The following is a 22673-nucleotide window of genomic DNA, read 5'->3' as shown; positions in this document are numbered from 1 at the left end:
TCTCCATTCTGTTCCTCGGAAGGCTTAGGCATATCAAAAGGCAGTCTTAGAAACGTATGCCCATGAGTATGCCTAAATCAGGTGGATTCCACTGTATCAATCAGGATTTCACTAGACAACAGAAAAACAGCAGGTTTCAACAACCTACTGTTTAAACTGTTTTTTATGGTTCTCTCTGGACTTCACCAGACAAAACGTTGGGAGAATTTGGTCGGCACGAGAGGATTTGAACCTCCGACCCCGGACACCCCATGACCGTGCGCTACCAGGCTGCGCTACGTGCCGAACACTGGAGGATTAGTCTACTGGTTATCACCATTAATGCAAGATACCTGCCGGCTATTTGCCTGATTATTAATCAGTTAGCGATAAACCGCTTCTCTTCAGTTAATACCTGCAACAGCAGCGCCAGTTCTGGCTTGTGATCTTTCAGGGCGTTGCCCTGCGCATCATAAGCGCGATAGCTGCCGTTATTGTTGAGTACCAGCGTCACCTGCGGCGTGGTAATCACCAGCTTATTCTCTTCGCTGCTGACGACCCAGTCATGGCGACGGCGCGCAGCAAACAGATCTTCACCCTGAGAGTAGTTCACTGGATTGGTCCGCACATGCAGCAGTCGCTGCATCAGCGTCGACATCACATCCTGATGATCAGAAAGGCGATCAACGGTCTGTGCGGGCGTATCAGGCCAGTGAATCACTAACGGCACCTGCAGCGTCTGGCGGTTTCCGGCGCTGTCAGGATTGCCATCCAGTGCCAGTCCACGCTGCGCCGTAATCACCACCACCGTGTTCTTCAGTAAATCACGCGCCTGCAGGCTGCTGAGCACCGCGTGGATCTGCTCATCAACGGCAGGAGCCTGGCGCAGATAGCTGCGCTGACGCGCTTTTGCACTGTCGCCGGTGACGTCCGGGCCGTTCAGGGCAATCCATGAGAACCACGGCGCCTGTGAACCGTTCTGTTTCTCCAGCCAGTTCTGCCATTGCGCCACAGTACTGGCGTTGGGCTGGCTGGTCGTTGCAGGCAGTGAATAATCAGTCAGCAACGCCTGTCGGTAGAGCGGTGGATTAAAGCCTTCTGAGGAGAAGAGGCCAAACTGGTAACCCTGGGTGCTAAGCGCGCCCAGCAGCGCCGACGGCGTTCGGGATGCCAGAATACCGTTCATGTAGCTGGATGAGATCCCATAGAACAGGCCAAACAACCCTTTCTCCGGCGTATCACCCGCGCTGTAGTGCTGGGTAAAACGCACGTTCTCGCTGGCGAACTGATTAAGCTCCGGCAGCGCTTTGGCCAGCGTGGCGTTGTTCAGACCATCGACCGTCAGAACCAGCAGGTTGTTGCGTGTGCCGGCATCACGGAAAGTAATCTCGCTCAGCGGATATTCCACCGCCACTGCTTCCGGGTCGCCCTGCTGAATCAGCCGACGCTGATACTCCTGGGCATCCAGCAGACCATGACGCTCAAGGAAGCGGCGGGCAGTCATCGGGTAGGAGAGCGGCAGGTTGGCACGCTGCATCGTAATCGGACGATAGAAATTCGCATCGGCCCAGATATACATCAGGTGGCTGGCAAAGAAGGCGCTGATAAACAGGGCGGCGACAGGCTTACCAAACGAACGGCGATTCAGGCTGCGAAGCTTCTGCCAGCTCCAGGTCGCAAACAGCATCTCAACCAGGAAAATCAGCGGCACGCTGATAAACATCAGCTGCCAGTCGCGCGCCATCTCGCTCTGATCAGGGTTAATGACCAGCTCCCACACCACCGGATTCAGGTGCAGGTGGAAGCGGCTGAACACCGCACTGTCGACCATCACCAGCGTCAGCCCGGCGGTAGCGACCACCGCGGACAACACCCGCATCAGCCGTTGCGACATCACCACAAAGGTCAGCGGGAAGATAATCAGCAGATAGGCGGCAAAAACAACAAAACTGAAGTGGCCAACCCAGCTGGTATAGGCGTAGATGCGCCCCGCCAGCGAAGAAGGCCAGTCGGCGACCAACAGGTAGCGACTGCCTAAAATCAGCGCGAATAAGATGTTAAACAGAGCAAACCAGTGACCCCAACTGATCATCTGGGAAACTTTTTCGCGGTAGCGCTGCCGGTTGGTTACCATATTATGAAGTCAAATCAGCCAATTAATGGGCGTTATCGTCACGCACAGACGCCTGAAGGGCATCGGCGAAAGATCGTGCCAGTGAACGACGTTGCGCCGGAGCGACATCGCTGTTAATTAAGTTGGTCACCATATTTCCCAGAACCATCAGGGAGAGATCGGTGGGGGCCTTGTCCTTGTGCAGGATTTGGGCCATTTCCGCGAGGAGTTGTTCCACGCGTTCGTCACTGTAACGGGATGATTGTGCCATATCGTCGTCTAAGCTCATTTCAAAAGGCGATATATTACCGGAACAGCGCACTTTTTACCGCAATTTTATCGAAAGCAGCGCGTTCGCTATACGCATGGAGTTGAAAGCCGATGCTGGCGGTGTTTGAATACGCGCCTGTGCTAAAAGGAGAGTCTACCATGAGTCTGGATATCGACCAGATTGCCCTGCATCAGTTAATCAAACGCGATGAAAACCAGCTTGAACTGGCGCTGCGCGATTCGCTGCTGCCTGCCACCAACACGGTCAACGCGATGGTGGAGGAGTTACACCGGGTTTATAGCGCAAAAAGCAAAGCCTATGGCCTGTTCAATGCAGAGAGTGAACTGGCAGAAGCGCTGCGTAATTGTCGTAAGGGCAACGATGATTTTCTCGCTTTTAGCCGTGCCGCGACCGGTCGTCTGCGCGATGAGCTTGCAAAATACCCCTTCGCTGAAGGCGGCGTGGTGCTGTTTATTCACTACCGCTATCTGGCGGTGGAATACCTGCTGATTGCGGTGCTGAACAGCCAGTCCAGCATGCGCGTCAACGAGCAGATGGATATCAGCAGCACCCACTATCTTGACATCAATCATGCCGACATCGTGGCACGCATCGATTTAACCGAGTGGGAAACTAACCCGGAATCGACCCGTTATCTGACTTTCCTGCGTGGCCGCGTCGGACGTAAAGTGGCTGACTTCTTTATGGATTTCCTGGGTGCCGAAGTGGGATTAGACACCAAGGCGCAGAACCGCGGTCTGTTGCAGGCGGTAGATGACTACTGCAACGAATCGGAACTGGATAAGCAGGAGCGGCAGAACTATCGCCAGCAGGTCTACAGCTACTGCAACGAGCAGCTGCAGGCGGGCGAGGAGATTGCGCTGGAAGAGTTGTCGAGCGAACTGCCACCACTGGGTGAAAAAACGTTCCAGGCCTTTACCCAGGAGCAGGGGTATGAACTGGAAGAGAGCTTTCCGGCGGATCGCAGTACCCTGCGCCAGCTGACGAAGTTTGCCGGAAGCGGCGGGGGACTGACCCTGAACTTCGATGCGATGTTGCTGGGCGAACGCATTTTCTGGGATCCGGCAACGGACACCCTGACGATTAAGGGCACACCACCCAATCTGCGCGATCAGCTGCAGCGCCGTACCAGCAGTAAATAAAAAAGCCGGGCTAAGCCCGGCTTTCATTCCCTGCACGCGGCGATCATTTCACCGGGCAGCGCCAAAAGAAAAGGGCCGGTTTCGCAACCGGCCCTTCTGCTTTCAACGAAGTTCGCGATTAAGCGCGAACGAAGTCGATGTGGAACAGTTTTGGCTTGAACGGGTGACGCTGAACAGCCTGAACTTTCACTTTAGTTTCTTTACCGTCAACTGACAGGGTCAGCACTTCGTCGTAGAAACCTGGCTTAGATTGCAGGTTCATTACGGAGTCGTGATCCAGGTCGATGGCAACAGCCGCTTCAGAACCACCGTAGATGATGGCCGGGAAACGGTTTGCTGTACGCAGGCGGCGGCTCGCACCCTTACCCTGCTCTTTACGTTCTACTGCATTGATAGTGAGCATTAATATATCTCTTTATTTAATTCCTGCTACAGGCGACCCAGTAACAGGCTGGTTATTCAATACCGCTGATGCACATGCAAAAGCGGGCGGCAGTATAGCCGTTATGCCGGGTGGTAGCAAACGATATACCCGCCAGCCGGGCTCGGCATCCGGTTAGCCGGACCCGATAGCGCTCATTAGCGCAGCTCATTGGCACGGCGATAGCGACCCTGATAATCGAACATTTTTTCGCGGATCTGCCAGAACTGACCTTTGGCCCGCGCCACCACAAAGTCGGGATGACGCAGCAGCGGCTGCAGCGCCAGCACGTCAGCGGCGCTTTGCCAGCCCAGCGGCACGCCGGGCGCGCGCTGATGCGGGCGCATAAAGAGCTGTTCAAACGCTTTGCGCTGGGCCGGTGTCTGCAGACGAAACCGTTCGCTGACGCTGGTGCCTTCCTCGTCATAATAGGTCGCCTTGAGCCATTCACCTTTGGCATCACGGCCCTGTTCCAGCGTCATGCCGCCACAGCGCAGCACCAGCGCATCTTTAAGCTTCAGCGCCGCTTTGAGCATATCGTCAGGATCGACCAATATTTTGTCGCACTGGTGACAGCGCCGGGCGGCAATATCATTCTCTGCGCCACAGTCGGGGCAGCTTTTAAAGCGGAAGCGGAAGTCACACTGTTCGCGCTCGCCCTCATCATCTTCCAGCACGCCCTGACAGCGTCGGCCAAAATGTTCGATAACCATGCCATCTTCGGTCGCCTTGCCCCAGAAGGTGTTGGCGAAACCGCAGGCGGGACAAAAAACCTGTACCGGCTGATTGTCGCTGGCCCCTTTGGGCGCGCCGACCTCGGGCGTAAAGAGATCGTGCGGATTACCGGCATAATCGAGAATCAGACAGTCGGTTTTACCGGGCGAGAGCCGCAGGCCGCGTCCGACGATTTGCTGATAGAGGCTGACCGACTCGGTCGGGCGCAGAATCGCAATCAGATCAACGTGCGGAGCATCAAACCCGGTGGTCAGCACCGCCACGTTAACCAGGAATTTCAGCTGCTGCGCCTTAAAGGCCAGAATCAGAGCATCGCGCTCTCTGGCAGGCGTTTCGGCTGACACCAGCGCGCTGTTAGCGGGCAGCAGCCGCAAAATTTCATGCGCATGCTCAACCGTTGAGGCAAAAATCATCACCCCCAGCCGATCTTCAGCGAACTCCACGATCTGACGGATAATATGGGGCGTCACGCGCTGCTGCTGTTTCAGTTCACGATTAAGATCGGCTTCGCTGAACAAGCCGCTGCTTTGTGCCGTCAGGCGACTGAAGTCATACTGCACCACCGGCATATCCAGTCGCTCCGGCGGCACCAGAAACTGATGCTTAATCATGTAGCGCAGCGGCAGTTCATAGATACAGTCGCGAAACAGCGATTTTTCGTCGCCACGCACCATGCCGTGATAGTGGAACTGATAAATCCAGCCTTTACCCAGCCGGAAAGGCGTGGCGGTCAGGCCCAGTAAACGCAGTTGCGGATTATGCTGACGCAGATGATTAAAGATCTGCTGATACTGACTCTCTTTATCATCACCGATACGGTGGCACTCATCGACAATCACCAGTGAAAAGGCGCTGTCGAACTGGTCGAGGTTACGCGCCACTGACTGCACGCTGCCAAACACCACTTTGCGCTGACTCTCTTTACGCTGAAGTCCGGCGGCAAAGATATCCGCCTCCAGCCCGTAAGCCTGATATTTACTGTGGTTCTGCGCTACCAGCTCTTTGACGTGCGCCAGCACCAGCACCCGGCCACGCGCCAGCCGTGCCAGCTCGGCAATGACCAGGCTCTTTCCGGCTCCGGTCGGCAGCACAATGACTGCAGGCTGTTGATGACGACGGAAATGCGCCACGGTGGCATTCACCGCATCCTGTTGATAGGGGCGTAAGGTAAAAGACATGATGCTCACTTTTGCAAAACTGGGGGTAATTATGCCATGAAAGTGCGGTAAACGCGCTGTCAGGCTGGCGCGGATCACGTTATACTTCCCGCACATTTTCAACGGTTAACCAGGCCGTTTCAGATTCCCTCCGCAGTAACAGGCAAAACGAATTCATGCGACTCGACAAATTCATCTCTCAGCAACTGGAAATCAGCCGCGCCATCGCCCATCGCGAGATCCGTGGCCAGCGTGTCACCGTTAACGGGGAAATCGTACGCGATACCGCGTTTAAACTGCTGCCCGACCACGAAGTCGTCTATGACGGCAACGTACTGCAGATGCAGACTGGTCCACGCTACTTTATGCTGAACAAACCGCAGGGTTACGTCTGCTCAACCGACGATCCCGATCATCCCACCATCATCTATTTCATTGAAGAACCGATGTCATTCAAACTGCACGCGGCGGGGCGTCTTGATATCGACACCACCGGACTGGTGCTGCTGACAGATGATGGCCAGTGGTCACACCGTATTACCTCGCCACGTCATCACTGCGAGAAAACCTACCGTGTGACCCTGGAATCACCGGTCAGTGACGATACCGCCGCGCAGTTTACGGCGGGCGTGCAGCTGCACAATGAGAAGAGCCTGACTAAACCGGCACAGCTGGAGGTGATCACCCCGACAGACGTCCGGCTGACACTGAGCGAAGGCCGTTATCATCAGGTAAAACGGATGTTTGCGGCAGTAGGCAATCGGGTCCTTGAGCTGCATCGCGAGCGCATCGGTGACATCGTACTGGACGCCGATCTGGAACCGGGCGAATATCGTGCGCTGACAGAAGAAGAGATCGCCAGCATCGGTCTGCCGAAAGAGCTGCAGACAAAATAACCGGACGGGCCCGGCGGCCCGCATCACGACCATAAGGGCAGGAGAGGGTGTGCGTAAGGAAAAGAATTCGCCAACAGGACTGGTGGTCATCCTCGGTCTGTTAGCCATGCTGATGCCGTTGTCGATCGACATGTATCTGCCCGCCATGCCGCAGATTGCACGCGAATTTGGCGTTTCAGCCGGTAGCGTGCAGATGTCGCTCAACCTCTACATTCTTGGCTTCGCGATTGGGCAGCTGATCTATGGGCCGCTGGCAGACAGCTATGGGCGTAAGCCGGTGATTGCGCTCGGGACCCTGATCTTTGCCTGCGCTGCCGCGGCCTGTGCGCTGTCGCAAACCATCGATCAGCTGATTACGATGCGCTTTCTGCATGGACTGTCGGCTGCCGCAGCCAGTGTGGTGATCAATGCGTTAATGCGTGACAGTTACTCGAAAGAGGACTTCTCCCGCATGATGTCCTTTGTGATGCTGATTACCACCATTGCGCCGCTGCTGGCGCCGATCATCGGCGGCTGGCTGCTGGTGCTCTGGAGCTGGCACGCCATCTTCTGGGCGCTCGCGGGCGCGGCGTTAGTCACGACCGTGCTGGTGACCACGCAGATCCGTGAAACCCTGAAGCCGGAGCAGCGACAGCGCTTTCATCTGCGTACTACGCTCGGCAATTTCGTAACTCTGTTTCGCCACAAACGCGCGTTCAGTTACATGCTGTCGAGCGGTTTCTCCTTTGCCGGGCTGTTTACCTTTCTCAATGCCGGCCCCTTTGTTTACATCGAACTGAATCACGTTTCACCGCAAAACTTTGGTTACTACTTTGGCCTCAATGTGGTGTTTCTGTTTGTCCTGACGCTGATTAACAGCCGCGCCGTGCGCCGCTTTGGCCCGGTGGCGATGTTCCGGATGGGACTGCTGATACAGTTCTGTATGGGGGTCTGGTTGCTGCTGGTCAGCGCCTTCAGCCTCGGCTTTTTGCCGCTGGTGATGGGGATCGCGATGTTTATCGGTTGCGTGTCGATGGTCTCATCGAATGCGATGGCGGTGATTCTGGATGAGTTTCCGCATATGGCGGGTACGGCATCGTCGCTGGCGGGCACCCTGCGTTTTGGCGTCGGGGCATTTGTTGGCGCACTGCTGTCGCTGGTGAGTTTCAACAGCGCCTGGCCAATGGTCGGCACGATTGCACTGTGCGCGACAATCTCTCTGCTGCTCTTTTTCTACGCTTCACGTCCCCGCACTGCGTCCCGGTAATCGGGCGCAGTGGTTTCCCTCTGCAATGACCTGCCGACTTGCACGCCTCCTGACTTTGTTTCGATATTGTGAAAATATTTAGTTAAAAAAGTAATCACAATGCAGCTAAAATGATTGTTAACGGCGTGTGAACGCGGTACATATAGGCTGAAGTGCGATGTGAGTCGCAAAAAATGCGCTTCTGCAATCCACACGGACGGGCCATTAAACCCTGTCCGGACTCAGCGGTTATCAGGCCGCTTCCAGCTGGGCTGCTTTGTGTTGCGACATAAACTCATCCGGGGAGAGTAAACTATGCTGCAACTTTCGATTGTGCATCGTCTGCCACAGCATTTTCGATGGGCTAGCGATCACCACAGTGCTATCGAATCCGATGACACCACGCTGGACGAGCAGGATTTCGTTGCGCTGCGATTGATCAGCCATGACGGCATTCCGGCGTGGGAGATCCTTCAGCAGCTAAAAGAGGTTCTGGCGGATATTCAGGTCGATTGTAAAGTGGCCGAGTGCGAAGGACAGCCCTGCCTGTTCATTCAGCGTCGTGACGAAAGCGCCACCAACTGCTGCCTGAAAAATCAGGGCGTAGCGATTGCCGAGACTTTTATCGCAGGTTGAGTTGCGCCGACTGCAGCAGCTCGCGGGTATACCCGGCCGCGGGTGAAGCAAACAACCTTTCACACTCTCCCTGTTCCACCACTTCTCCCTGACGCAGCACAATAAGCTGGTGGCACAGGGCGCGCACCACATCCAGATCGTGACTGATAAACAGATAGCTGAGCTGCCGCTGCTGCTGTAAGCGGCGCAACAGCGTCAGAATCTGCTTCTGCACCGTGCGATCCAGCGATGAGGTCGGTTCATCCAGCACCAGCAGCTCCGGCTCCAGAATGAGTGCCCGCGCAATGGCAATACGCTGTCGCTGACCGCCCGAAAATTCGGCCGGATAACGATGGCGACTTTCCGCTTCCAGCCCCACCTCCGCCATCACCGCGATGACCCGCTGCTCCTGTTGCGCACGGCTAAGTTCTGGCTGATGCACCGCCAGGCCTTCCGCAATGATCTGCTGCACTGTCATACGCGGATTCAGGGATGAGTTGGGATCCTGAAACACCACCTGAATGCGCTGACGCAGCGGCAATAACTGACGACGTGACAGCTGATGCAGCGGCTGGCCGTCAAACCAGACTTCGCCGCGCGAGGCAATCAGCCGCAGCAGTGCCAGCCCGGTAGTGCTTTTACCTGAACCAGACTCGCCGACCAGCCCCAGGCTTTCGCCGCGTCGCAGGCTGAAGCTCAGCCCGGAGAGCACCTGTTTCTCACCGGTCTGCCGGCGGAACAGCCCGCGCCGCAGCGGAAAGCTGACCTGAAGATCATCGACCCGAAGAATGACCGGCGCGTCTGCGGGCAGCGGCAGCGCTTTTCCTTCCGGTTCGGCGGCCAGCAACTGCTGGCTGTAAGGGTGTTGCGGCTGATTCAGCAGGACCTGGCAGCGGTTCTGTTCGACGATGTGACCATTGCGCATCACGCTAACGTTATCCGCCAGCTGACGCACGATATTCAGGTTATGGGTGATAAACAGCATGCCCATATTCAGCTCCCGCTGCAGTTCACGAAGCAGCGTCAGGATCTGCGCCTGTACCGTTACATCCAGCGCGGTGGTCGGCTCATCGGCAATCAGCAACTGAGGTTCGGTCAGCAATGCCATAGCGATCATCACCCGCTGACGTTCCCCACCCGAGAGCTGGTGGGGGAAATCATTGAGCCGGGTGGCGGGCTGTCGTATTCCGACCCGATCAAGCACGCTGAGAATTTCACCGCGTGCCGCCGGACGACGCAGCCCGCGATGCAGCGACAGCACTTCATACAGCTGCTTCTCCACGGTGTGCAGCGGATTAAGCGATACCATCGGCTCCTGAAAAATCATCGCGATCTGGTTGCCGCGAATCCCGCGCAGGCGCTGCTCGCGCGCGCGCAGCAGATCTTCACCGTTAAACAGAATCTCCCCGCTGGGATAAACGACCGCAGCCTCATGCAGCAGTCGCATCACCGACAGTGCCGTGACGCTCTTACCGGAACCCGACTCGCCCACCAGCGCCAGCGTTTCGCCCGCGTCGATGCGCAGTGAAACGTCATTCACCACCTGGCGAAGCGTCTCGCCCTGACGAAAGGCGACCGAGAGATGATTGATGGCAAGCAATGGCGTGTTCATTCAGGCTCCTTTGCCCGGATCAAAAGCGTCGCGTACCGCTTCGCCAATAAAAATCAGCAGCGAAAGCAGGATCGCCAGGGTGAAAAAGCCCGCCAGGCCTAACCAGGGTGCCTGCAGGTTATTTTTGCCCTGCAGCAGTAACTCGCCCAGCGAGGGCGAACCCAGCGGCAGGCCAAAGCCGAGAAAGTCGAGTGAGGTCAGCGTGGTAATCGATCCGCACAGAATAAATGGCAGAAAGGTCAGGGTGGCGACCATGGCATTTGGCAGCATGTGGCGCAGCATAATCCGGCCGTCGCTAACCCCCAGCGCCTGCGCCGCACGGATGTAATCAAAGTTTCGGGTACGCAGAAACTCGGCCCGGACCACGCTGACCAGGCTCATCCAGCCGAAAGCCACGGTGACCAGCAGCAGCCACCAGAAACCCGGCTGGATCACGCTGGAGAGGAGAATCAGCAGAAACAGCGCAGGCATGCCGGACCAGACTTCAATCAGCCGCTGCCCAATCAGGTCAATCCTGCCGCCGAAATAGCCCTGCACCGCGCCGACTACAATCCCGATGACGCTGGAGAAGAGCGTCAGCATCAGTCCGAACAGCAGAGAAATGCGCGTGCCATAGAGCAGGCGTGCCATCACGTCGCCGCCGTTGGCATCCGTGCCGAGCCAGTTTTGCGCAGAGGGCGGAGAGGGGAAGGGCACCTCGGTGGCAAAATTGATGGTGCTGTCGCTGAAACGAATCGGTGCCCATATGGCCCAGCCATTCTGCTCAATGCGCTGCCGCAGCCAGGGATCCTGATAATCCGCCGCTGTCGCCAGTGCGCCGCCATAGTCGGTTTCGCTGTAGTCAAACAGCAGCGGTACTGTCCAGCGCTGCTGGTAATGCACCAGCAGTGGCTTGTCATTGGCAATCAGTTCGGCACCCATCGACAGCAGAAAGATGATCAGAAAGATCCACAGCGACCAGTAGCCGCGCCGGTTATGGCGAAAGCGCTGCCAGCGCTGTTGATTCAGCGGAGAGAGCCTCATGAGCGGCTCCCGAAATCGATGCGCGGATCGACCAGCGTATAGGTGAGATCACTGAGAATATTCATCAGCAAACCTATCAGCGTAAAAATATAGAGCGTGCCAAACATCACCGGATAGTCACGTTGCAGAGTCGCATCATAGCCGAGTAGTCCAAGCCCGTTGAGCGAGAACATGACCTCGATCAGCACCGAGCTGGTAAAGAACATGCTGATAAAGGTGGCGGGGAAGCTGGCGATCACCAGCAGCATCGCATTGCGAAACACATGGTGATAGAGAATACGGCGCTCCGGCACCCCTTTGGCGCGCGCAGTCACCACATAGAGCTTGCGGATCTCATCCAGAAACGCGTTTTTCGTCAGCATGGTCAGCGTGGCGAAGCCACCGATCACTGTCGCCAGCACCGGCAGGGCGATATGCCAGAAGTAGTCCAGCACTTTGCCATACCAGGGCAGTGTGTCGTGCTGCGCAGAGGTGAGCCCGCGCAGCGGAAACCAGTCCAGATAGCTGCCACCGGCAAATAGCACGATTAACATGATGCCGAACAGAAAAGCCGGGATGGAGTAGCCAATGATAATAAAAGCGCTGCTCCAGACATCGAAAGCGCTGCCATTGCGCACCGCTTTGCGGATCCCCAGCGGGATCGACACAAGGTAGATGATCAGTGTGCTCCATAATCCCAGACTGATCGAAACCGGCAGGCTCTCTTTGATCAGCCCGATTACCGAGGCACTGCGAAACAGGCTGTCGCCAAAATCCAGACGCAGATAATTCCACAGCATCTCGCCGTAACGCTGCCAGAGAGGTTTATCGAAACCGTAACGCTGTTTAATCTCAGCAATCACTTCGGGATCCAGCCCGCGTGCGCCACGATACTGATTATCGGCAGGATTGAGATGACTGACGCTGGCGCGTGAACCGGCGCTGTCTGCGCCACTGCCGGGCAGACCGGTTGTCTGACCAAACTGAATGTTAGCCAGCGCCTGATCGACCGGTCCGCCGGGCGCGATTTGCACGATAAAAAAATTAAGCGTGATGATCGCCCATAACGTTGGGATGATCAGCAGCAATCTGCGCAGAAAGTAAGCGGCCAACGGTGATCTCCTTAGCGTTTGCTGGCCGGCAGGCGTCCGGCTTTGTTTGTGTCGTACCACCAGTTTTCCAGTCCGACGCTGTAGGCTGGCTTGCGGGCAGGGTGAGAAAACTTATCCCAGTACGCCAGCCGCTGCTCTGCGTTGTACCACATCGGGATCATATACGCATTCCACAGCAGCACCCGGTCCAGCGCCTGGGCCAGCGGCCGCAGCGCGGCGGGATCACCCTGATGCGCCACAATCTGTTTCACGAAATGATCGACTACAGGCTCTTTGACCCGCGCGGTATTCCACGATGAGGCGATAAAGTCAGACTGCCACAGGATCTGCAGACTGGAGGTCGGGATCGGCATCGCCCCATAGACCGTGGCAATCATGTCATAGTCGCCTTCGCGCCAGCGCCGCAGATACTGTGAATTATCGATCTGCCGCAGGTTCAGCGTAATGCCAAGCCGGGAAAGATTGTGCTGGAACGGTAACGCCCAGTCGGTATTGGTGCCACCGCGCAGCAGGAGTTCTATGGTAAACGGCTGACCGGTTTTATCATTGATCAGACGGCGATTTTTTATCTGCCAGCCCGCCTGTTTCAGCAGGTCAGACGCTTTTAACAGGCTGGCGCGGTCATAGCCGCTGCCGTCGGTTTTGTGTGGCTGATAAGGCTGGCTGAAAAGCTCAGGTGGCAGTTGCGCGCGCCAGGGTTCAAGCAGGGCCTGCTGCTGTGCATCCGGCACGCCGCTGGCCGCATACGCCGTGTTCTGGAAATAGCTGCTGGCGCGCTGCCAGGCACCGTAATAGAGCGCCTTGTTCATCCACTCGAAATCGAACATCAGTGACAGCGCCTGACGCACGCGGCGATCCTGGAACAGCGGTTTTTCATTGTTGAATGCCAGCCAGCGGGTATCGATAGCGGCATCGTTAGGCGTGGTCTCTTTAACGATGCTGCCATCGTCAAAATTGCGGCCACGATACTGAGTGGCCCATTTCTTTGCCGATGTCTCTTCACGCAGATCGTAAGCACCCGCCTTGAAGGCTTCAAATGCCACATTGTCATCGAGATAGTAGTCATAGCGCATTAGATCAAAATTAAAGCGTCCGCGATTGACCGGCAGATCAGCGGCCCAGTAATCTTTTACCCGGCTGAACTCAATAAACTGTCCCAGCTTCCAGCGAGTGATGCGATAGGGTCCGCTCGACAAGGGTGGCTCGCTTAACGGCTCATTAAACTTCTTATCGCGCCAGAACGACTCTGCGATAACCGGCAGCGTCAGTAAGCCAAGCAGCAGATCTTTATCCGGCTTCTGTGCCTCGATGCGTACAGTGAGATCGTTCAGCGCTTTAACGGTCACGCCACGGTAGGCGACGCGAAATTGAGGCACGCCCTCGGTCATGAATTTCTGATAGGTGAACGCCACGTCGCGGGCGGTGATGGGTGTGCCATTCTGAAAACGGGCGCGGGGATTAAGGCGGATCTCAATCCATGTAAAATCGCTGGCGTAGCGCGCTGACTCGGCAATCAGCGGATAATAACTGCCAGGTTCATCGTCTGAGCTGGTGTAAAGTCCATCATAAAGCGTGCCGGTGTTAATGCCCGGATTACCGCGAGAAGCGTAGCGGTTGAAGTTGTCGTAAGTGCCCACCACCGCCATGGTGATGCTGCCACCTTTGGGTGCGCGGGGATCGGCGTAGTCGTAATGGCTGAAGCCGGGCGGATATTTCGCTTCACCGGCCTGGGTGAACGCGTAGCTTTGCTGGACAGAGGCCGCCAGCAGCGGGGCGCTGAGCAGGCTGCACAGCAGCAGAAGTCCGGAACGAAACAGCATGCACTCTCCTGTCAGATGTCTGGCGCGATTCGGGCCAGGTAGTGTCAGGCGTTATGACGCCGGAAATAGTCTATCAGCGTTTCCGGCCGCAGCGGACGGCTGAAGATGTAACCCTGCAGATGGGTCACACCGCGATTAATCAGCCAGGCAGCCTGCTCGCCGGTTTCTACCCCTTCGGCCACACTTTTCAGGTTCAGCTTCTTCGCCAGCTGCAGCACGGTATCGAGCACCGGCGAGGTCAGGCTATCCGTACCGATGCTCTGAACAAAGCCGCGATCAATTTTCAGATAATCAAAGTCATAACGTTCCAGATAGATCAGCGCGCTGTGACCGGTACCGAAATCATCAATGGCGATATGGATCTGCTGCTGATGCAGCCAGTCAAACAGTTCTCCAACGTTTTCGTCGCGCACCATGGCTCGCTCGGTGATCTCAAACACGTAAGTAAAGTGGTCCGCAGGCATAGTATCAAGCCAGCGCAGCACATCCTGACGGAAACCGCTGTCAGCCAGATGCAGGGGCGAAATGTTGAGGCTGAGGCAGGCATGACGGGGAATGGTATGACACAGCAGGTGGGCATCACGGGAAACCAGCTGAAACAGATGTCGGGTCAGGGGAATAATCAGGTTCTGCGCCTCGGCATAGTGAATAAACACATCGGGCGGAATCGGGCCTTTCGTCGGGTGGGTCCAGCGCAGTAACGCTTCCATCCCATACGGCTGACCATCATGGGAGGTGACCAGCGGCTGATATTCGACGTGAAATTCACCGCGCTTCATGCCCCGAATCAGCTCTTTACCAGGGCGCTTATAAACCGACAACAGCAGCCAGCAAGCGCCTGAAACCAGCAGCGACAGTAGCAGGCCGCTCAGCAGGATATTCTGATAATCGCTGAACGCCAGAGTGGAACCGTACAACACAAACTGCAGCGGATAGCCTGTCAGCGTCTGCCGGTGCAGCGGCGTCGGCAGGTTTTTATTCTGCATGACGACGGATTGCCAGCTGGTTAAGGCACTGCGTTGTGCCACCAGTGCCATACCGGTGATTTCCGGATGCCCGGACGCCAGCAGCTGATAGGGTGCCAGGGTAATATTCAGCGTCGCGAAAACGCCTGACTGCAGGCTGCCGGGATTTTTGATCCACAACGCCAGCGCCGGTTTATTGGGCTGCAACGGCGTGCCCGGCATCAGCTGCAGATCGATATCACGCGAAATATCACTCAGGGGCGCAATTACATTGAGCGGCAGATTAAAACTGCCGGTGGCCGAGGAGCAAAAGGCATTACCTTCTTTAACCAGCAGGATGGCACGAAGATTTCCGGCAAAGGCGGCGCGTGAGGTAAGTTCACGATTGATGGTATTGCAGGCAGTGTGGGTAAACGGAAGCAGGGGACTGAGAGTACTGTTAATCAGGCTGGAGAGCGTTTGCTGCAATGCCGTGCGGCTGTTCTCCAGCAGTTGCTGATGCTGTCGTTCGCGCTTCTGCCAGGTCTGGTGAAGCGAGAGTGCAGCAAATAACAGAAAGAATAAGCCGCCAGCCATCGCACTACTCCATGCGATACGGCGAGGATAGGTGGCATGGCGCCGTAGCGCCCCCGACAGTGGCATGAGGAGCTTCCCCTAATCAAATTATTATTATGTTATTGCGCACGACGGCTTCGGTTTAAGCGACCGAGAATATAACGAGACGGCGGGAAATGTCTTGCTATTAATCTGAATCAGAATGCTTTTGTCTTATATAACTGCTGGTAAAAATGATTAAAGGCGAAAAAAAACGCTGCATAAGCAGCGTTTCATGTTCTCTGGCTGAGAGAAGATCGAAAGTGGTTATCAGGTCGGGTTACGACTTAATACACGGCGTCCTTCACGGTAGCGCTTTTTCCAGTAATCATCATTCAGACTGGAGATCATCACGCCACTGCTGGTCGAGGCATGAACGAAGTTATCGTTGCCAAGATAGATGCCAACGTGACGGCCCGTAGAGCCTGCACGGAACATCACCAGATCGCCGGGACGCAGTTTACTGCGGGTAATCTCTTTACCGGTGTCCTGCTGCTGCGAGGTAGAACGCGGTAATTCTAAGCCAAACTGATCGCGGAAGGTGCGTTGTACAAAGGCGGAACAATCGATCCCGCGTTTGGTATCGCCACCGAGGCGATAGCGCACACCTTTCCAGACGGCGTATTGTTCCATGATGCGCGACTTAACGTCGACATTACGCACCATTTCTTCAAACTCATCCTGAGACGCCTGAAGTAAAAAACCATTGTGGTTGTTAACTTCATGATTCTCGTTATTCGCGTTTTGACTGCTATGGGTACTGCTACAAGCTGAGAGGAGTGTTGCCAGCGCCACTGCGGGCACGATCCGCAAGATATATCTCAGTATTGGTTGAGACTTGACCATTATTCGGGTTTTCCTTCGATTTCCTTACGACAAGATTGTCGCCAGCCAGATGACAAAACAGGGAGATTAATAAGCGAAACAGACTAAGACAAATCCTTAATTACTAAAATGTGTTAATGGACACATTTTAACGGTAAAAAATCCGAATTTTCTGCCGCTTTTGCCTCACTGCGACTGAGGTTAACTGATTACAGACGCCGTGGCGAGTGCTTTTAATCAATTTCATATAGGTTTTTTTGATGTGAAATCAAACCGTAACACACTGACTACTTTAGCTACAATTGTGGTCAAATGATGGTGAGAACAGGGAGTTAAAGGGGGGCTAATTCGGGGCATAGCCGCTATTTTTAGAGTTTTCTTTATTGACAGAGGATATTGGCGACTATTTAACCTGCCAGCAGGGTCATAACCTTTTCTTTTCGTGGATTTAATTAGCAGGCTAATAGTGATGGGGTGTTTTTTATAAGCACGGGCGGTTCAAACCAGGGGTTTAAATCGCCCGCGCTTAACATTTACGTCACGGGCTTATATTTACCCGGCAATTTGCGATAAAACCAGTTAACCAATACGTCACTGGCTGGCGTTAATAGCCACCAGCTCAGACCCACTAATACCACCGACATTGAACCGACGGCAACATCGGTAAACCAGTGCGCACCGGCCATGATGCGTGGCAGTGAAAATATCACCACAATAGCCGTGGCAATTAAAAAGCGGCTGAAACCAAAATAACGCCAGATAAAGCAGGCGAAAATGATCAGCATCATACCGTGGTCGCCAGGGAAGCTATCTTTCGAAGCATCTTTAGCGGGAATACCGGTCAGTTCACTGACGCGATGCACGTTCTCGAAGAACAGTGTCGGACTGGAGTGTTTAACCGGCAATAAATGGCCCAGCTGATTGAGAACGACGGCGGTCAGCAGCATGGTGATGCCGATTGCCAGCATCCGGCGCTGCGCCTGTGGCGTTTCGCGCCGCCAGATCGACAGGTAAAGCAGACCCATCGCCAGCAATGACACCGCATCAAAACCACGGTAATTCGTGATAGCGACGATCAGCGCGAACAGCGGATGGGTCACCATCTGGCTATTGAAGCCAAAGAAAATAGATTTATCGACGCCGAACCAGAAGCCATGTTCCGGGGGCAGATACCATGACAGAAATAGCACCACGCCCAGTGCATTAAGCAGCAGGATAGTAATAAGGCGAGTTACGCGCATAGTTAAACTCATTATTATTAAAAATAACCGCCGACAATACCTCTGTCAGCGTAAACGGCACTTCAACAATGCCGATTGTAGACGATTCCAGTCAGCCTGTTGAGAATGAATGATCTCAATGCGGCTATCGGATGGCGGTGAGGGGAGTGTTTCACTCTGCAGCTCATTTGCCTGGCGATTGATACGCAGAGCGCCTTCTTTCGTGCGCATCACTCCTTTAACGCGATCTACCGGCGCCTGCCGAACCCATTCCAGCAGCGTGCCGCTGTCGAACAGCGTATCACCATCAAACAGCCAGCCGCAGGCGCTATAGCCCTGTCCGTGGTTCAGCGCCCGACGCCAGCGCGCCTCGCCATTCAGTCGCAACGCCGCCAGACCGCTGGTGGGACCCGACGAATGATGGTGCTGCGGCACGGGAAGCTCGCGCGGCTGCCGGGGTGTATCCAGCAGGGAAAGGGGGATCTGACCAAATTCTGTCTCTATCAGAGGGCGCGCAGGCTGCATCTGCTGCTGCCAGTCAGCCAGGCGCTGACTATCCGCCTGATCCCAGCAGTCGCGCTTATTAGCGATGACAAGGTCGGCGGCAGCCAGCTGATCGCGGAAGTTTTCATTGGCAACGATACGAGGATTGGCCAGCTGACGCGCATCCAGCAGCGTTAGTGTGGCATTCAGTTGCAGCCACGACTGATAGACGGGCGCACTCAACATCTCCAGCACCTGACGAGGATGGCCCAGGCCGGTTGGCTCGATCAGCAGCCGATCGGGTTTACTCTTCAGCAGCATATTCAGCCCGACCTGCATCGGCAGGCCATTCACACAGCACAGGCAGCCGCCGGGGATCTCTTTCAGCGTGGCACCGCGATCGGCCAGCAGGGTGCCGTCGATCCCGATCTCGCCAAATTCATTTACCAGCACCGCCCAGTTTTCCCCGGACGGCCTGGCAGCCAGCAGATGGCAGAGTAGCGTGGTTTTGCCGCTGCCCAAAAAACCGGTAATCAGATTAACGCGTGTCATGGGAGTGACTCCTGCCGGGGAATAACGTGATAATGTAATAATATAACACTATCATGATCGGCAGCAGGCTTCTGATTTAGTCTGCGCGGCCCATATAGCGGCGTTCAGCAATGTGGATGCGGATGCGGTCACCGTTGCTGAGGTATTCCGGTACCTGGATCGAGAGGCCTGTACTCATACCGGCGGGTTTGGTACGGGCGCTGGCGGAAGCACCTTTAATGCCTGGTGAGGTATCAACAATCTCCATATCCACGGTTTGTGGCAGTTCCAGCGCCAGCACCTGACCTTCCATCGTCAGCACGTGAATGCCAGGGATACCGCCTTCAGGGATAAACAGCAGCTCCTCTTCAATCTGCTCCTGTTTAAAGGAGTAGGGGGTGTAATCCTCATCATCCATAAAAATATATTCGTCACCATCTATATAAGAGAAGGTTACGCTGCGACGGCTGAGCGAAATCGCATCAATAATCTCGTCGCCTTTGAAGCGCTCTTCCACTTTTAAGCCGGTGCGGACATCGGTAAAGCGCATTTTATACAGGGTGGCGGCACCGCGTGCGCTGGGGCTCTGGACATCAATATCTTTAACCAGCAGCAGTTTACCGTTGTGCGTGACGGCCATCCCTTTTTTGATTTCATTGGCTTTTGGCATTGCTGTTCTCGCTATCTTGAGAGTGAAGTGCGCGCAACGTTACTCGCGCCGATGAAAACTGGCAATATCACCGGCGTGAAATTTTGTCTCAGGCCGCGGCTTTCATGGCAATTGCCGCCCCGGACTGCTATTGTCGCCGCGACTTTCTCTGCCGGAGCACAGCATGCAATGCCGTAGCCAGGGCGGTGCCTGTTGCACAGCGTCATCTATATCTTCACCGATTTCTGGCATGGGTGACAGTGAACGATTTAAGCAGGAAGTTAAGAGCTGAAGGGTGTGGTGTCGCTCCCTCTGAGGTTCTGTTACTGTCTGTTGTATCCTGAAGGTCGCGTAAGAGGTGTTAATGCAGTGTCGTATTGATTGTGGAGCCTGCTGCATCGCGCCGTCAATCTCCAGCCCCATCCCCGGAATGCCGCAGGGTAAACCCGCGAATGTCCGATGCATTCAGTTATCGGATGAAAATTTGTGCATGATTTTCGGTTCAGATTTAAGGCCGAAAGTATGTGGAAGTCTGCAACCTTCAGTTGATATGTGTCTTACAGACCGTACCTCAGCCATGACCTACCTGATTGAGCTTGAAGCCAGCACACGTGCCTGAGAACCCTCCCACTGCTTAGATTCAATCCAGCGTCAGCGGTTAGCTGACCCACTCTTCCAGCTGCAATCCGGGTACCCGTTCAAACTCGCGTGTGTTATTGGTCACCAGAATAGCCCTGGCCGCAATGGCATGCCCGGCAATCGCGGTGTCGTTGGGACCAATGGGCGTTCCGGCAGCAGCCAGCGCCGCTTTAATTTCAGTGGTTGCATCTACCGCTGCGCGATCCCATGAAAGCACAGCATCAGGACGTGCGCAGAATGCATCCACCAATTGCAAACGTATCTGCTGTAAACCGAAGCGGATACCGCGCCCTGAGGCGCTGACGCTGCTGAAGTTTTTCTGTCCACCCATTCTCACTTTACAGCAGCAGCGTCAGCCTGTTCGCCCGCTAATCCCCTAAACCTGCCCGAAATGTGCGTAACGTCAAAAATCTGCTACGCCGTTTGCGCATTTTCTTGCCTGGCGAAAGCGGCTGTACCACAATCCCTGAAACGTTTCAGCGGTGACTGCGCCATCTGTTTTTCTCAGCATGGCGTAAAAACTTTCCCACTAGCTGAAACGATTCAATCTCAGCAAGCGAGGAGAATTATGTTCCAGCTCGAATTGCAGGCCATCCATACCGGAGCCAGCGCCCAGAATAAAGAAGAGGCCATTCGTCAGGTTGCTGCCGCGTTAACCGCGGCGGGCAATGTGACCGAAGGGTACGTCAACGGCATGCTGGCGCGCGAACAGCAGACCTCAACCTTTCTTGGCAACGGCATCGCAATCCCTCATGGCACCACCGATACCCGCGATCTGGTGCTGAAAACCGGCGTTCAGGTTTTCCAGTTTCCGCAGGGCATTGCCTGGGGTGACGATCAGACAGCCTATGTTGCCATCGGGATTGCCGCTAAGTCGGATGAACATCTGGCGCTGCTGCGTCAGCTGACCCATGTGCTGAGCGATGACACCATTGCAGAACAGCTAAAAACCGCCTCTGCTGAAGATCTTCGTGCGTTGCTGATGGGCGAGAAACAAGCCGCTGAATTCAGCTTCGACACCTCATTAATCACGCTCAACGTGGCTGCCAGCGATCTGATCACCTTACAGGCGATGAACGCCGGTCGGCTGCAGTCCGCTGGTGTGGTGGATGCCAGTTACGTCGCAGACGTGGTTTCAACGCCTCCGCTGAATCTGGGTCAGGGCATCTGGCTCAGCGACAGCAGCCTCGGCAACCTGCGCAGCGGCGTGGCTATAAGCCGCGCTGAACATGCCTTCGACCATCAGGGCGAATCGGCTGCGATGTTAATCAGCGTTTCGGCGACCGATGAACGTCCGCTGGAAGTGCTGGGTTACCTCAGCGCATTGCTGCAGCAGGGCAAAGCGGATCGTCTGTTGAAAGCGGATGCTGCAGGCGTTTACGCACTGCTCACCAGCGAAGTCGATGAGCAGGCTGACGTGCTGACGGCTGAATTTACCATTCGCAACGAACACGGCCTGCACGCCCGTCCGGGCACGGCGCTGGTTAGCGTGATCAAGCAGTTCAACAGCGACATTACCGTGACCAATCTCGACGGCAGCGGCAAACCCGCTAATGGCCGCAGCCTGATGAAAGTGGTTGCGCTGGGCGTGAAGAAAGGCCATCGCCTGCGCTTCACCGCCAGCGGTGAAGATGCACAGCAGGCACTGAACGCGATTGAAGAAGCGATCACCAGTGGTCTGGGTGAGGGGGCATCATGAGCAGACGCGTCGCCACCATTACGCTGAATCCGGCGTATGACCTGGTGGGATATACCCCTGAAATTGAACGTGGCGAAGTTAACCTGGTGAAAACCACCGGGCTGCATGCTGCGGGCAAGGGCATCAACGTAGCCAAAGTACTTAAAGATCTGGGTATCGATGTCACCGTCGGTGGCTTCATGGGGAAAGAGAATCAGGACGGTTTCCAGCAGTTGTTCAGTGAGCTGGGCATAGCCAACCGTTTCCATGTCGTGCCTGGCCGTACCCGTATCAACGTTAAACTCACTGAACAGACCGGTGACGTCACCGATCTGAATTTCTCCGGTTTTCAGGTGACGGCGCAGGACTGGGATCGTTTTACTACCGATTCTCTGACCTGGCTGGGCCAGTTCGATATGGTCTGCGTCAGCGGTAGCCTGCCTGAGGGCGTCGACCACGATGCCTTTACCCGCTGGATGACCGAACTTCGCACCCACTGCCCATGCATCATCTTTGACAGCAGCCGCGAGGCGCTGGTGGCAGGACTGAAGGCGGCACCGTGGCTGGTTAAACCTAACCGACGTGAGCTGGAAATCTGGGCCGGTCGCAAACTGCCAACCCTGCAGGATGTGATTGGCGCTGCGCACGAACTGCGCGAGCAGGGTATCGCCCATGTGGTGATTTCGCTGGGCGCAGAAGGTGCTCTGTGGGTCAACGCTTCTGGCGAATGGATCGCTAAACCGCCGGTGTGCGAAGTGGTCAGCACCGTGGGTGCAGGCGACTCAATGGTTGGTGGCCTGATTTATGGCCTGCTGATGCGCGAATCCAGCGAACACACGCTGCGTCTTGCGACTGCCGTGGCGGCGATGGCCGTCAGCCAGAGCAATGTTGGCGTTTCCGATCGTACTCAGTTGGCCGCAATGATGGCGCGCGTCGACTTACAACCCGTTAACTGACAGCAGGAGAGC

The 22673-nt window shown here is 55.6% G+C and carries 20 protein-coding genes, 1 tRNA gene and 1 pseudogene; 7 read left to right on the top strand and 15 right to left on the bottom strand.

Features of this window, described 5'->3' with window-relative positions:
- Positions 1-208: 208 nt before the first annotated feature.
- The 3 genes from PAG01S_RS10825 to PAG01S_RS10815 form a co-directional block, all read right to left on the bottom strand.
- A tRNA-Pro gene (locus PAG01S_RS10825) sits at positions 209-285 on the bottom strand.
- 73 nt (positions 286-358) lie between these two features.
- Positions 359-2113: an LPS biosynthesis-modulating metalloenzyme YejM gene (gene yejM / locus PAG01S_RS10820; RefSeq protein WP_022625056.1), complete on the bottom strand. Its 1755-nt coding sequence runs from the start codon at positions 2111-2113 to the stop codon at positions 359-361.
- A 22-nt stretch (positions 2114-2135) separates the two neighbouring features.
- The gene (locus tag PAG01S_RS10815; RefSeq protein ID WP_010248348.1) at positions 2136-2363 is read right to left on the bottom strand and encodes a YejL family protein; all 228 of its coding nucleotides are present in this window, start codon (positions 2361-2363) and stop codon (positions 2136-2138) included.
- 158 nt (positions 2364-2521) lie between these two features.
- On the opposite strand from PAG01S_RS10815, the gene yejK reads away from it, so the two are divergent.
- Positions 2522-3526, top strand: a complete 1005-nt coding sequence (yejK, locus tag PAG01S_RS10810) for a nucleoid-associated protein YejK (RefSeq protein WP_010248346.1) — start codon at positions 2522-2524, stop codon at positions 3524-3526.
- Positions 3527-3644: 118 nt separating this feature from the next.
- On the opposite strand, the gene rplY is transcribed toward yejK, so the two are convergent.
- A complete protein-coding gene (rplY, locus tag PAG01S_RS10805) occupies positions 3645-3929 on the bottom strand; it encodes a 50S ribosomal protein L25 (protein WP_003854168.1) in 285 nt (94 codons plus the stop codon).
- Positions 3930-4105: 176 nt separating this feature from the next.
- On the bottom strand, positions 4106-5860 hold the full coding sequence (gene radD / locus PAG01S_RS10800; RefSeq protein ID WP_010248344.1) for a DNA repair helicase RadD: 1755 nt from the start codon (positions 5858-5860) through the stop codon (positions 4106-4108).
- A gap of 155 nt (positions 5861-6015) precedes the next feature.
- On the opposite strand from radD, the gene rsuA reads away from it, so the two are divergent.
- The 3 genes from rsuA to PAG01S_RS10785 all read left to right on the top strand — a co-directional run bounded on the left by rsuA (position 6016) and on the right by PAG01S_RS10785 (position 8596).
- Complete coding sequence (gene rsuA, locus PAG01S_RS10795) at positions 6016-6735, top strand: 16S rRNA pseudouridine(516) synthase RsuA (protein ID WP_010248342.1); 720 nt, start codon at positions 6016-6018, stop codon at positions 6733-6735.
- Between the two features lie 49 nt (positions 6736-6784).
- Positions 6785-7981, top strand: coding sequence for a Bcr/CflA family multidrug efflux MFS transporter (locus tag PAG01S_RS10790; protein WP_062758589.1), 1197 nt, complete (start codon positions 6785-6787; stop codon positions 7979-7981).
- A 294-nt stretch (positions 7982-8275) separates the two neighbouring features.
- Positions 8276-8596: a YejG family protein gene (locus PAG01S_RS10785; RefSeq protein WP_010248336.1), complete on the top strand. Its 321-nt coding sequence runs from the start codon at positions 8276-8278 to the stop codon at positions 8594-8596.
- Here the strand turns inward: PAG01S_RS10785 and yejF are convergent.
- From yejF to yeiP, 9 genes are all read right to left on the bottom strand, one after another.
- A complete protein-coding gene (gene yejF, locus PAG01S_RS10780; RefSeq protein ID WP_062758586.1) occupies positions 8583-10187 on the bottom strand; it encodes a microcin C ABC transporter ATP-binding protein YejF in 1605 nt (534 codons plus the stop codon). The two genes, PAG01S_RS10785 and yejF, sit on opposite strands and share 14 nt — an antisense overlap.
- Positions 10188-11210 (bottom strand): ABC transporter permease, encoded by a 1023-nt coding sequence (locus PAG01S_RS10775; protein ID WP_022625052.1) that lies wholly within the window; start codon positions 11208-11210, stop codon positions 10188-10190.
- A complete protein-coding gene (locus PAG01S_RS10770; protein WP_010248326.1) occupies positions 11207-12301 on the bottom strand; it encodes a microcin C ABC transporter permease YejB in 1095 nt (364 codons plus the stop codon). Before PAG01S_RS10770 ends, PAG01S_RS10775 begins: the two co-directional genes overlap by 4 nt.
- A gap of 11 nt (positions 12302-12312) precedes the next feature.
- Complete coding sequence (locus tag PAG01S_RS10765; RefSeq protein WP_062758583.1) at positions 12313-14121, bottom strand: extracellular solute-binding protein; 1809 nt, start codon at positions 14119-14121, stop codon at positions 12313-12315.
- A 44-nt stretch (positions 14122-14165) separates the two neighbouring features.
- A complete protein-coding gene (gene pdeN, locus PAG01S_RS10760) occupies positions 14166-15728 on the bottom strand; it encodes a cyclic di-3',5'-guanosine monophosphate phosphodiesterase PdeN (RefSeq protein WP_062758581.1) in 1563 nt (520 codons plus the stop codon).
- Between the two features lie 222 nt (positions 15729-15950).
- Positions 15951-16526 (bottom strand): bifunctional murein DD-endopeptidase/murein LD-carboxypeptidase, encoded by a 576-nt coding sequence (gene mepS / locus PAG01S_RS10755; RefSeq protein WP_010248316.1) that lies wholly within the window; start codon positions 16524-16526, stop codon positions 15951-15953.
- 512 nt (positions 16527-17038) lie between these two features.
- Positions 17039-17746: a phosphatase PAP2 family protein gene (locus tag PAG01S_RS10750; protein ID WP_010671014.1), complete on the bottom strand. Its 708-nt coding sequence runs from the start codon at positions 17744-17746 to the stop codon at positions 17039-17041.
- A gap of 45 nt (positions 17747-17791) precedes the next feature.
- Positions 17792-18760: a CobW family GTP-binding protein gene (locus PAG01S_RS10745; protein WP_062758578.1), complete on the bottom strand. Its 969-nt coding sequence runs from the start codon at positions 18758-18760 to the stop codon at positions 17792-17794.
- 76 nt (positions 18761-18836) lie between these two features.
- The gene (yeiP, locus tag PAG01S_RS10740) at positions 18837-19409 is read right to left on the bottom strand and encodes an elongation factor P-like protein YeiP (protein WP_003854146.1); all 573 of its coding nucleotides are present in this window, start codon (positions 19407-19409) and stop codon (positions 18837-18839) included.
- 343 nt (positions 19410-19752) lie between these two features.
- Between yeiP and PAG01S_RS21680 the strand changes: the two genes are divergently transcribed.
- Positions 19753-20007, top strand: coding sequence for a YkgJ family cysteine cluster protein (locus PAG01S_RS21680; protein ID WP_031292689.1), 255 nt, complete (start codon positions 19753-19755; stop codon positions 20005-20007).
- Positions 20008-20046: 39 nt separating this feature from the next.
- Here the strand turns inward: PAG01S_RS21680 and PAG01S_RS10735 are convergent.
- Positions 20047-20283: pseudogene (locus PAG01S_RS10735) on the bottom strand (PIN domain-containing protein); the annotation flags it as partial.
- Positions 20284-20595: 312 nt separating this feature from the next.
- On the opposite strand from PAG01S_RS10735, the gene fruB reads away from it, so the two are divergent.
- Both fruB and fruK read left to right on the top strand, forming a co-directional pair.
- On the top strand, positions 20596-21726 hold the full coding sequence (gene fruB / locus PAG01S_RS10730) for a fused PTS fructose transporter subunit IIA/HPr protein (protein WP_010248303.1): 1131 nt from the start codon (positions 20596-20598) through the stop codon (positions 21724-21726).
- Positions 21723-22661 carry a 1-phosphofructokinase gene (fruK, locus tag PAG01S_RS10725; protein WP_010248301.1) on the top strand — a complete coding sequence of 313 codons (939 nt, stop codon included), beginning with the start codon at positions 21723-21725 and terminating at the stop codon, positions 22659-22661. Before fruB ends, fruK begins: the two co-directional genes overlap by 4 nt.
- Positions 22662-22673: the final 12 nt, after the last annotated feature.

The sequence above is a fragment of the Pantoea agglomerans NBRC 102470 genome (assembly GCF_001598475.1).
Lineage (GTDB): Bacteria > Pseudomonadota > Gammaproteobacteria > Enterobacterales > Enterobacteriaceae > Pantoea > Pantoea agglomerans.
Note: the sequence above shows the minus strand (reverse complement) of the source record. Positions and strands in the feature narration are given on the sequence as shown.

Bases quoted from the DNA above. Each gene is read 5' to 3' on its own strand.
- yejM (WP_022625056.1), bottom strand. From the start codon at position 2,113: ATGGTAACCAACCGGCAGCGCTACCGCGAAAAAGTTTCCCAGATGATC.
- PAG01S_RS10815 (WP_010248348.1), bottom strand. From the start codon at position 2,363: ATGGCACAATCATCCCGTTACAGTGACGAACGCGTGGAACAACTCCTC.
- yejK (WP_010248346.1), top strand. From the start codon at position 2,522: ATGAGTCTGGATATCGACCAGATTGCCCTGCATCAGTTAATCAAACGC.
- rplY (WP_003854168.1), bottom strand. From the start codon at position 3,929: ATGCTCACTATCAATGCAGTAGAACGTAAAGAGCAGGGTAAGGGTGCG.
- radD (WP_010248344.1), bottom strand. From the start codon at position 5,860: ATGTCTTTTACCTTACGCCCCTATCAACAGGATGCGGTGAATGCCACC.
- rsuA (WP_010248342.1), top strand. From the start codon at position 6,016: ATGCGACTCGACAAATTCATCTCTCAGCAACTGGAAATCAGCCGCGCC.
- PAG01S_RS10785 (WP_010248336.1), top strand. From the start codon at position 8,276: ATGCTGCAACTTTCGATTGTGCATCGTCTGCCACAGCATTTTCGATGG.
- yejF (WP_062758586.1), bottom strand. From the start codon at position 10,187: ATGAACACGCCATTGCTTGCCATCAATCATCTCTCGGTCGCCTTTCGT.
- PAG01S_RS10775 (WP_022625052.1), bottom strand. From the start codon at position 11,210: ATGAGGCTCTCTCCGCTGAATCAACAGCGCTGGCAGCGCTTTCGCCAT.
- PAG01S_RS10765 (WP_062758583.1), bottom strand. From the start codon at position 14,121: ATGCTGTTTCGTTCCGGACTTCTGCTGCTGTGCAGCCTGCTCAGCGCC.
- pdeN (WP_062758581.1), bottom strand. From the start codon at position 15,728: ATGCCACTGTCGGGGGCGCTACGGCGCCATGCCACCTATCCTCGCCGT.
- mepS (WP_010248316.1), bottom strand. From the start codon at position 16,526: ATGGTCAAGTCTCAACCAATACTGAGATATATCTTGCGGATCGTGCCC.
- PAG01S_RS10750 (WP_010671014.1), bottom strand. From the start codon at position 17,746: ATGCGCGTAACTCGCCTTATTACTATCCTGCTGCTTAATGCACTGGGC.
- PAG01S_RS10745 (WP_062758578.1), bottom strand. From the start codon at position 18,760: ATGACACGCGTTAATCTGATTACCGGTTTTTTGGGCAGCGGCAAAACC.
- yeiP (WP_003854146.1), bottom strand. From the start codon at position 19,409: ATGCCAAAAGCCAATGAAATCAAAAAAGGGATGGCCGTCACGCACAAC.
- PAG01S_RS21680 (WP_031292689.1), top strand. From the start codon at position 19,753: ATGCAGTGTCGTATTGATTGTGGAGCCTGCTGCATCGCGCCGTCAATC.
- fruB (WP_010248303.1), top strand. From the start codon at position 20,596: ATGTTCCAGCTCGAATTGCAGGCCATCCATACCGGAGCCAGCGCCCAG.
- fruK (WP_010248301.1), top strand. From the start codon at position 21,723: ATGAGCAGACGCGTCGCCACCATTACGCTGAATCCGGCGTATGACCTG.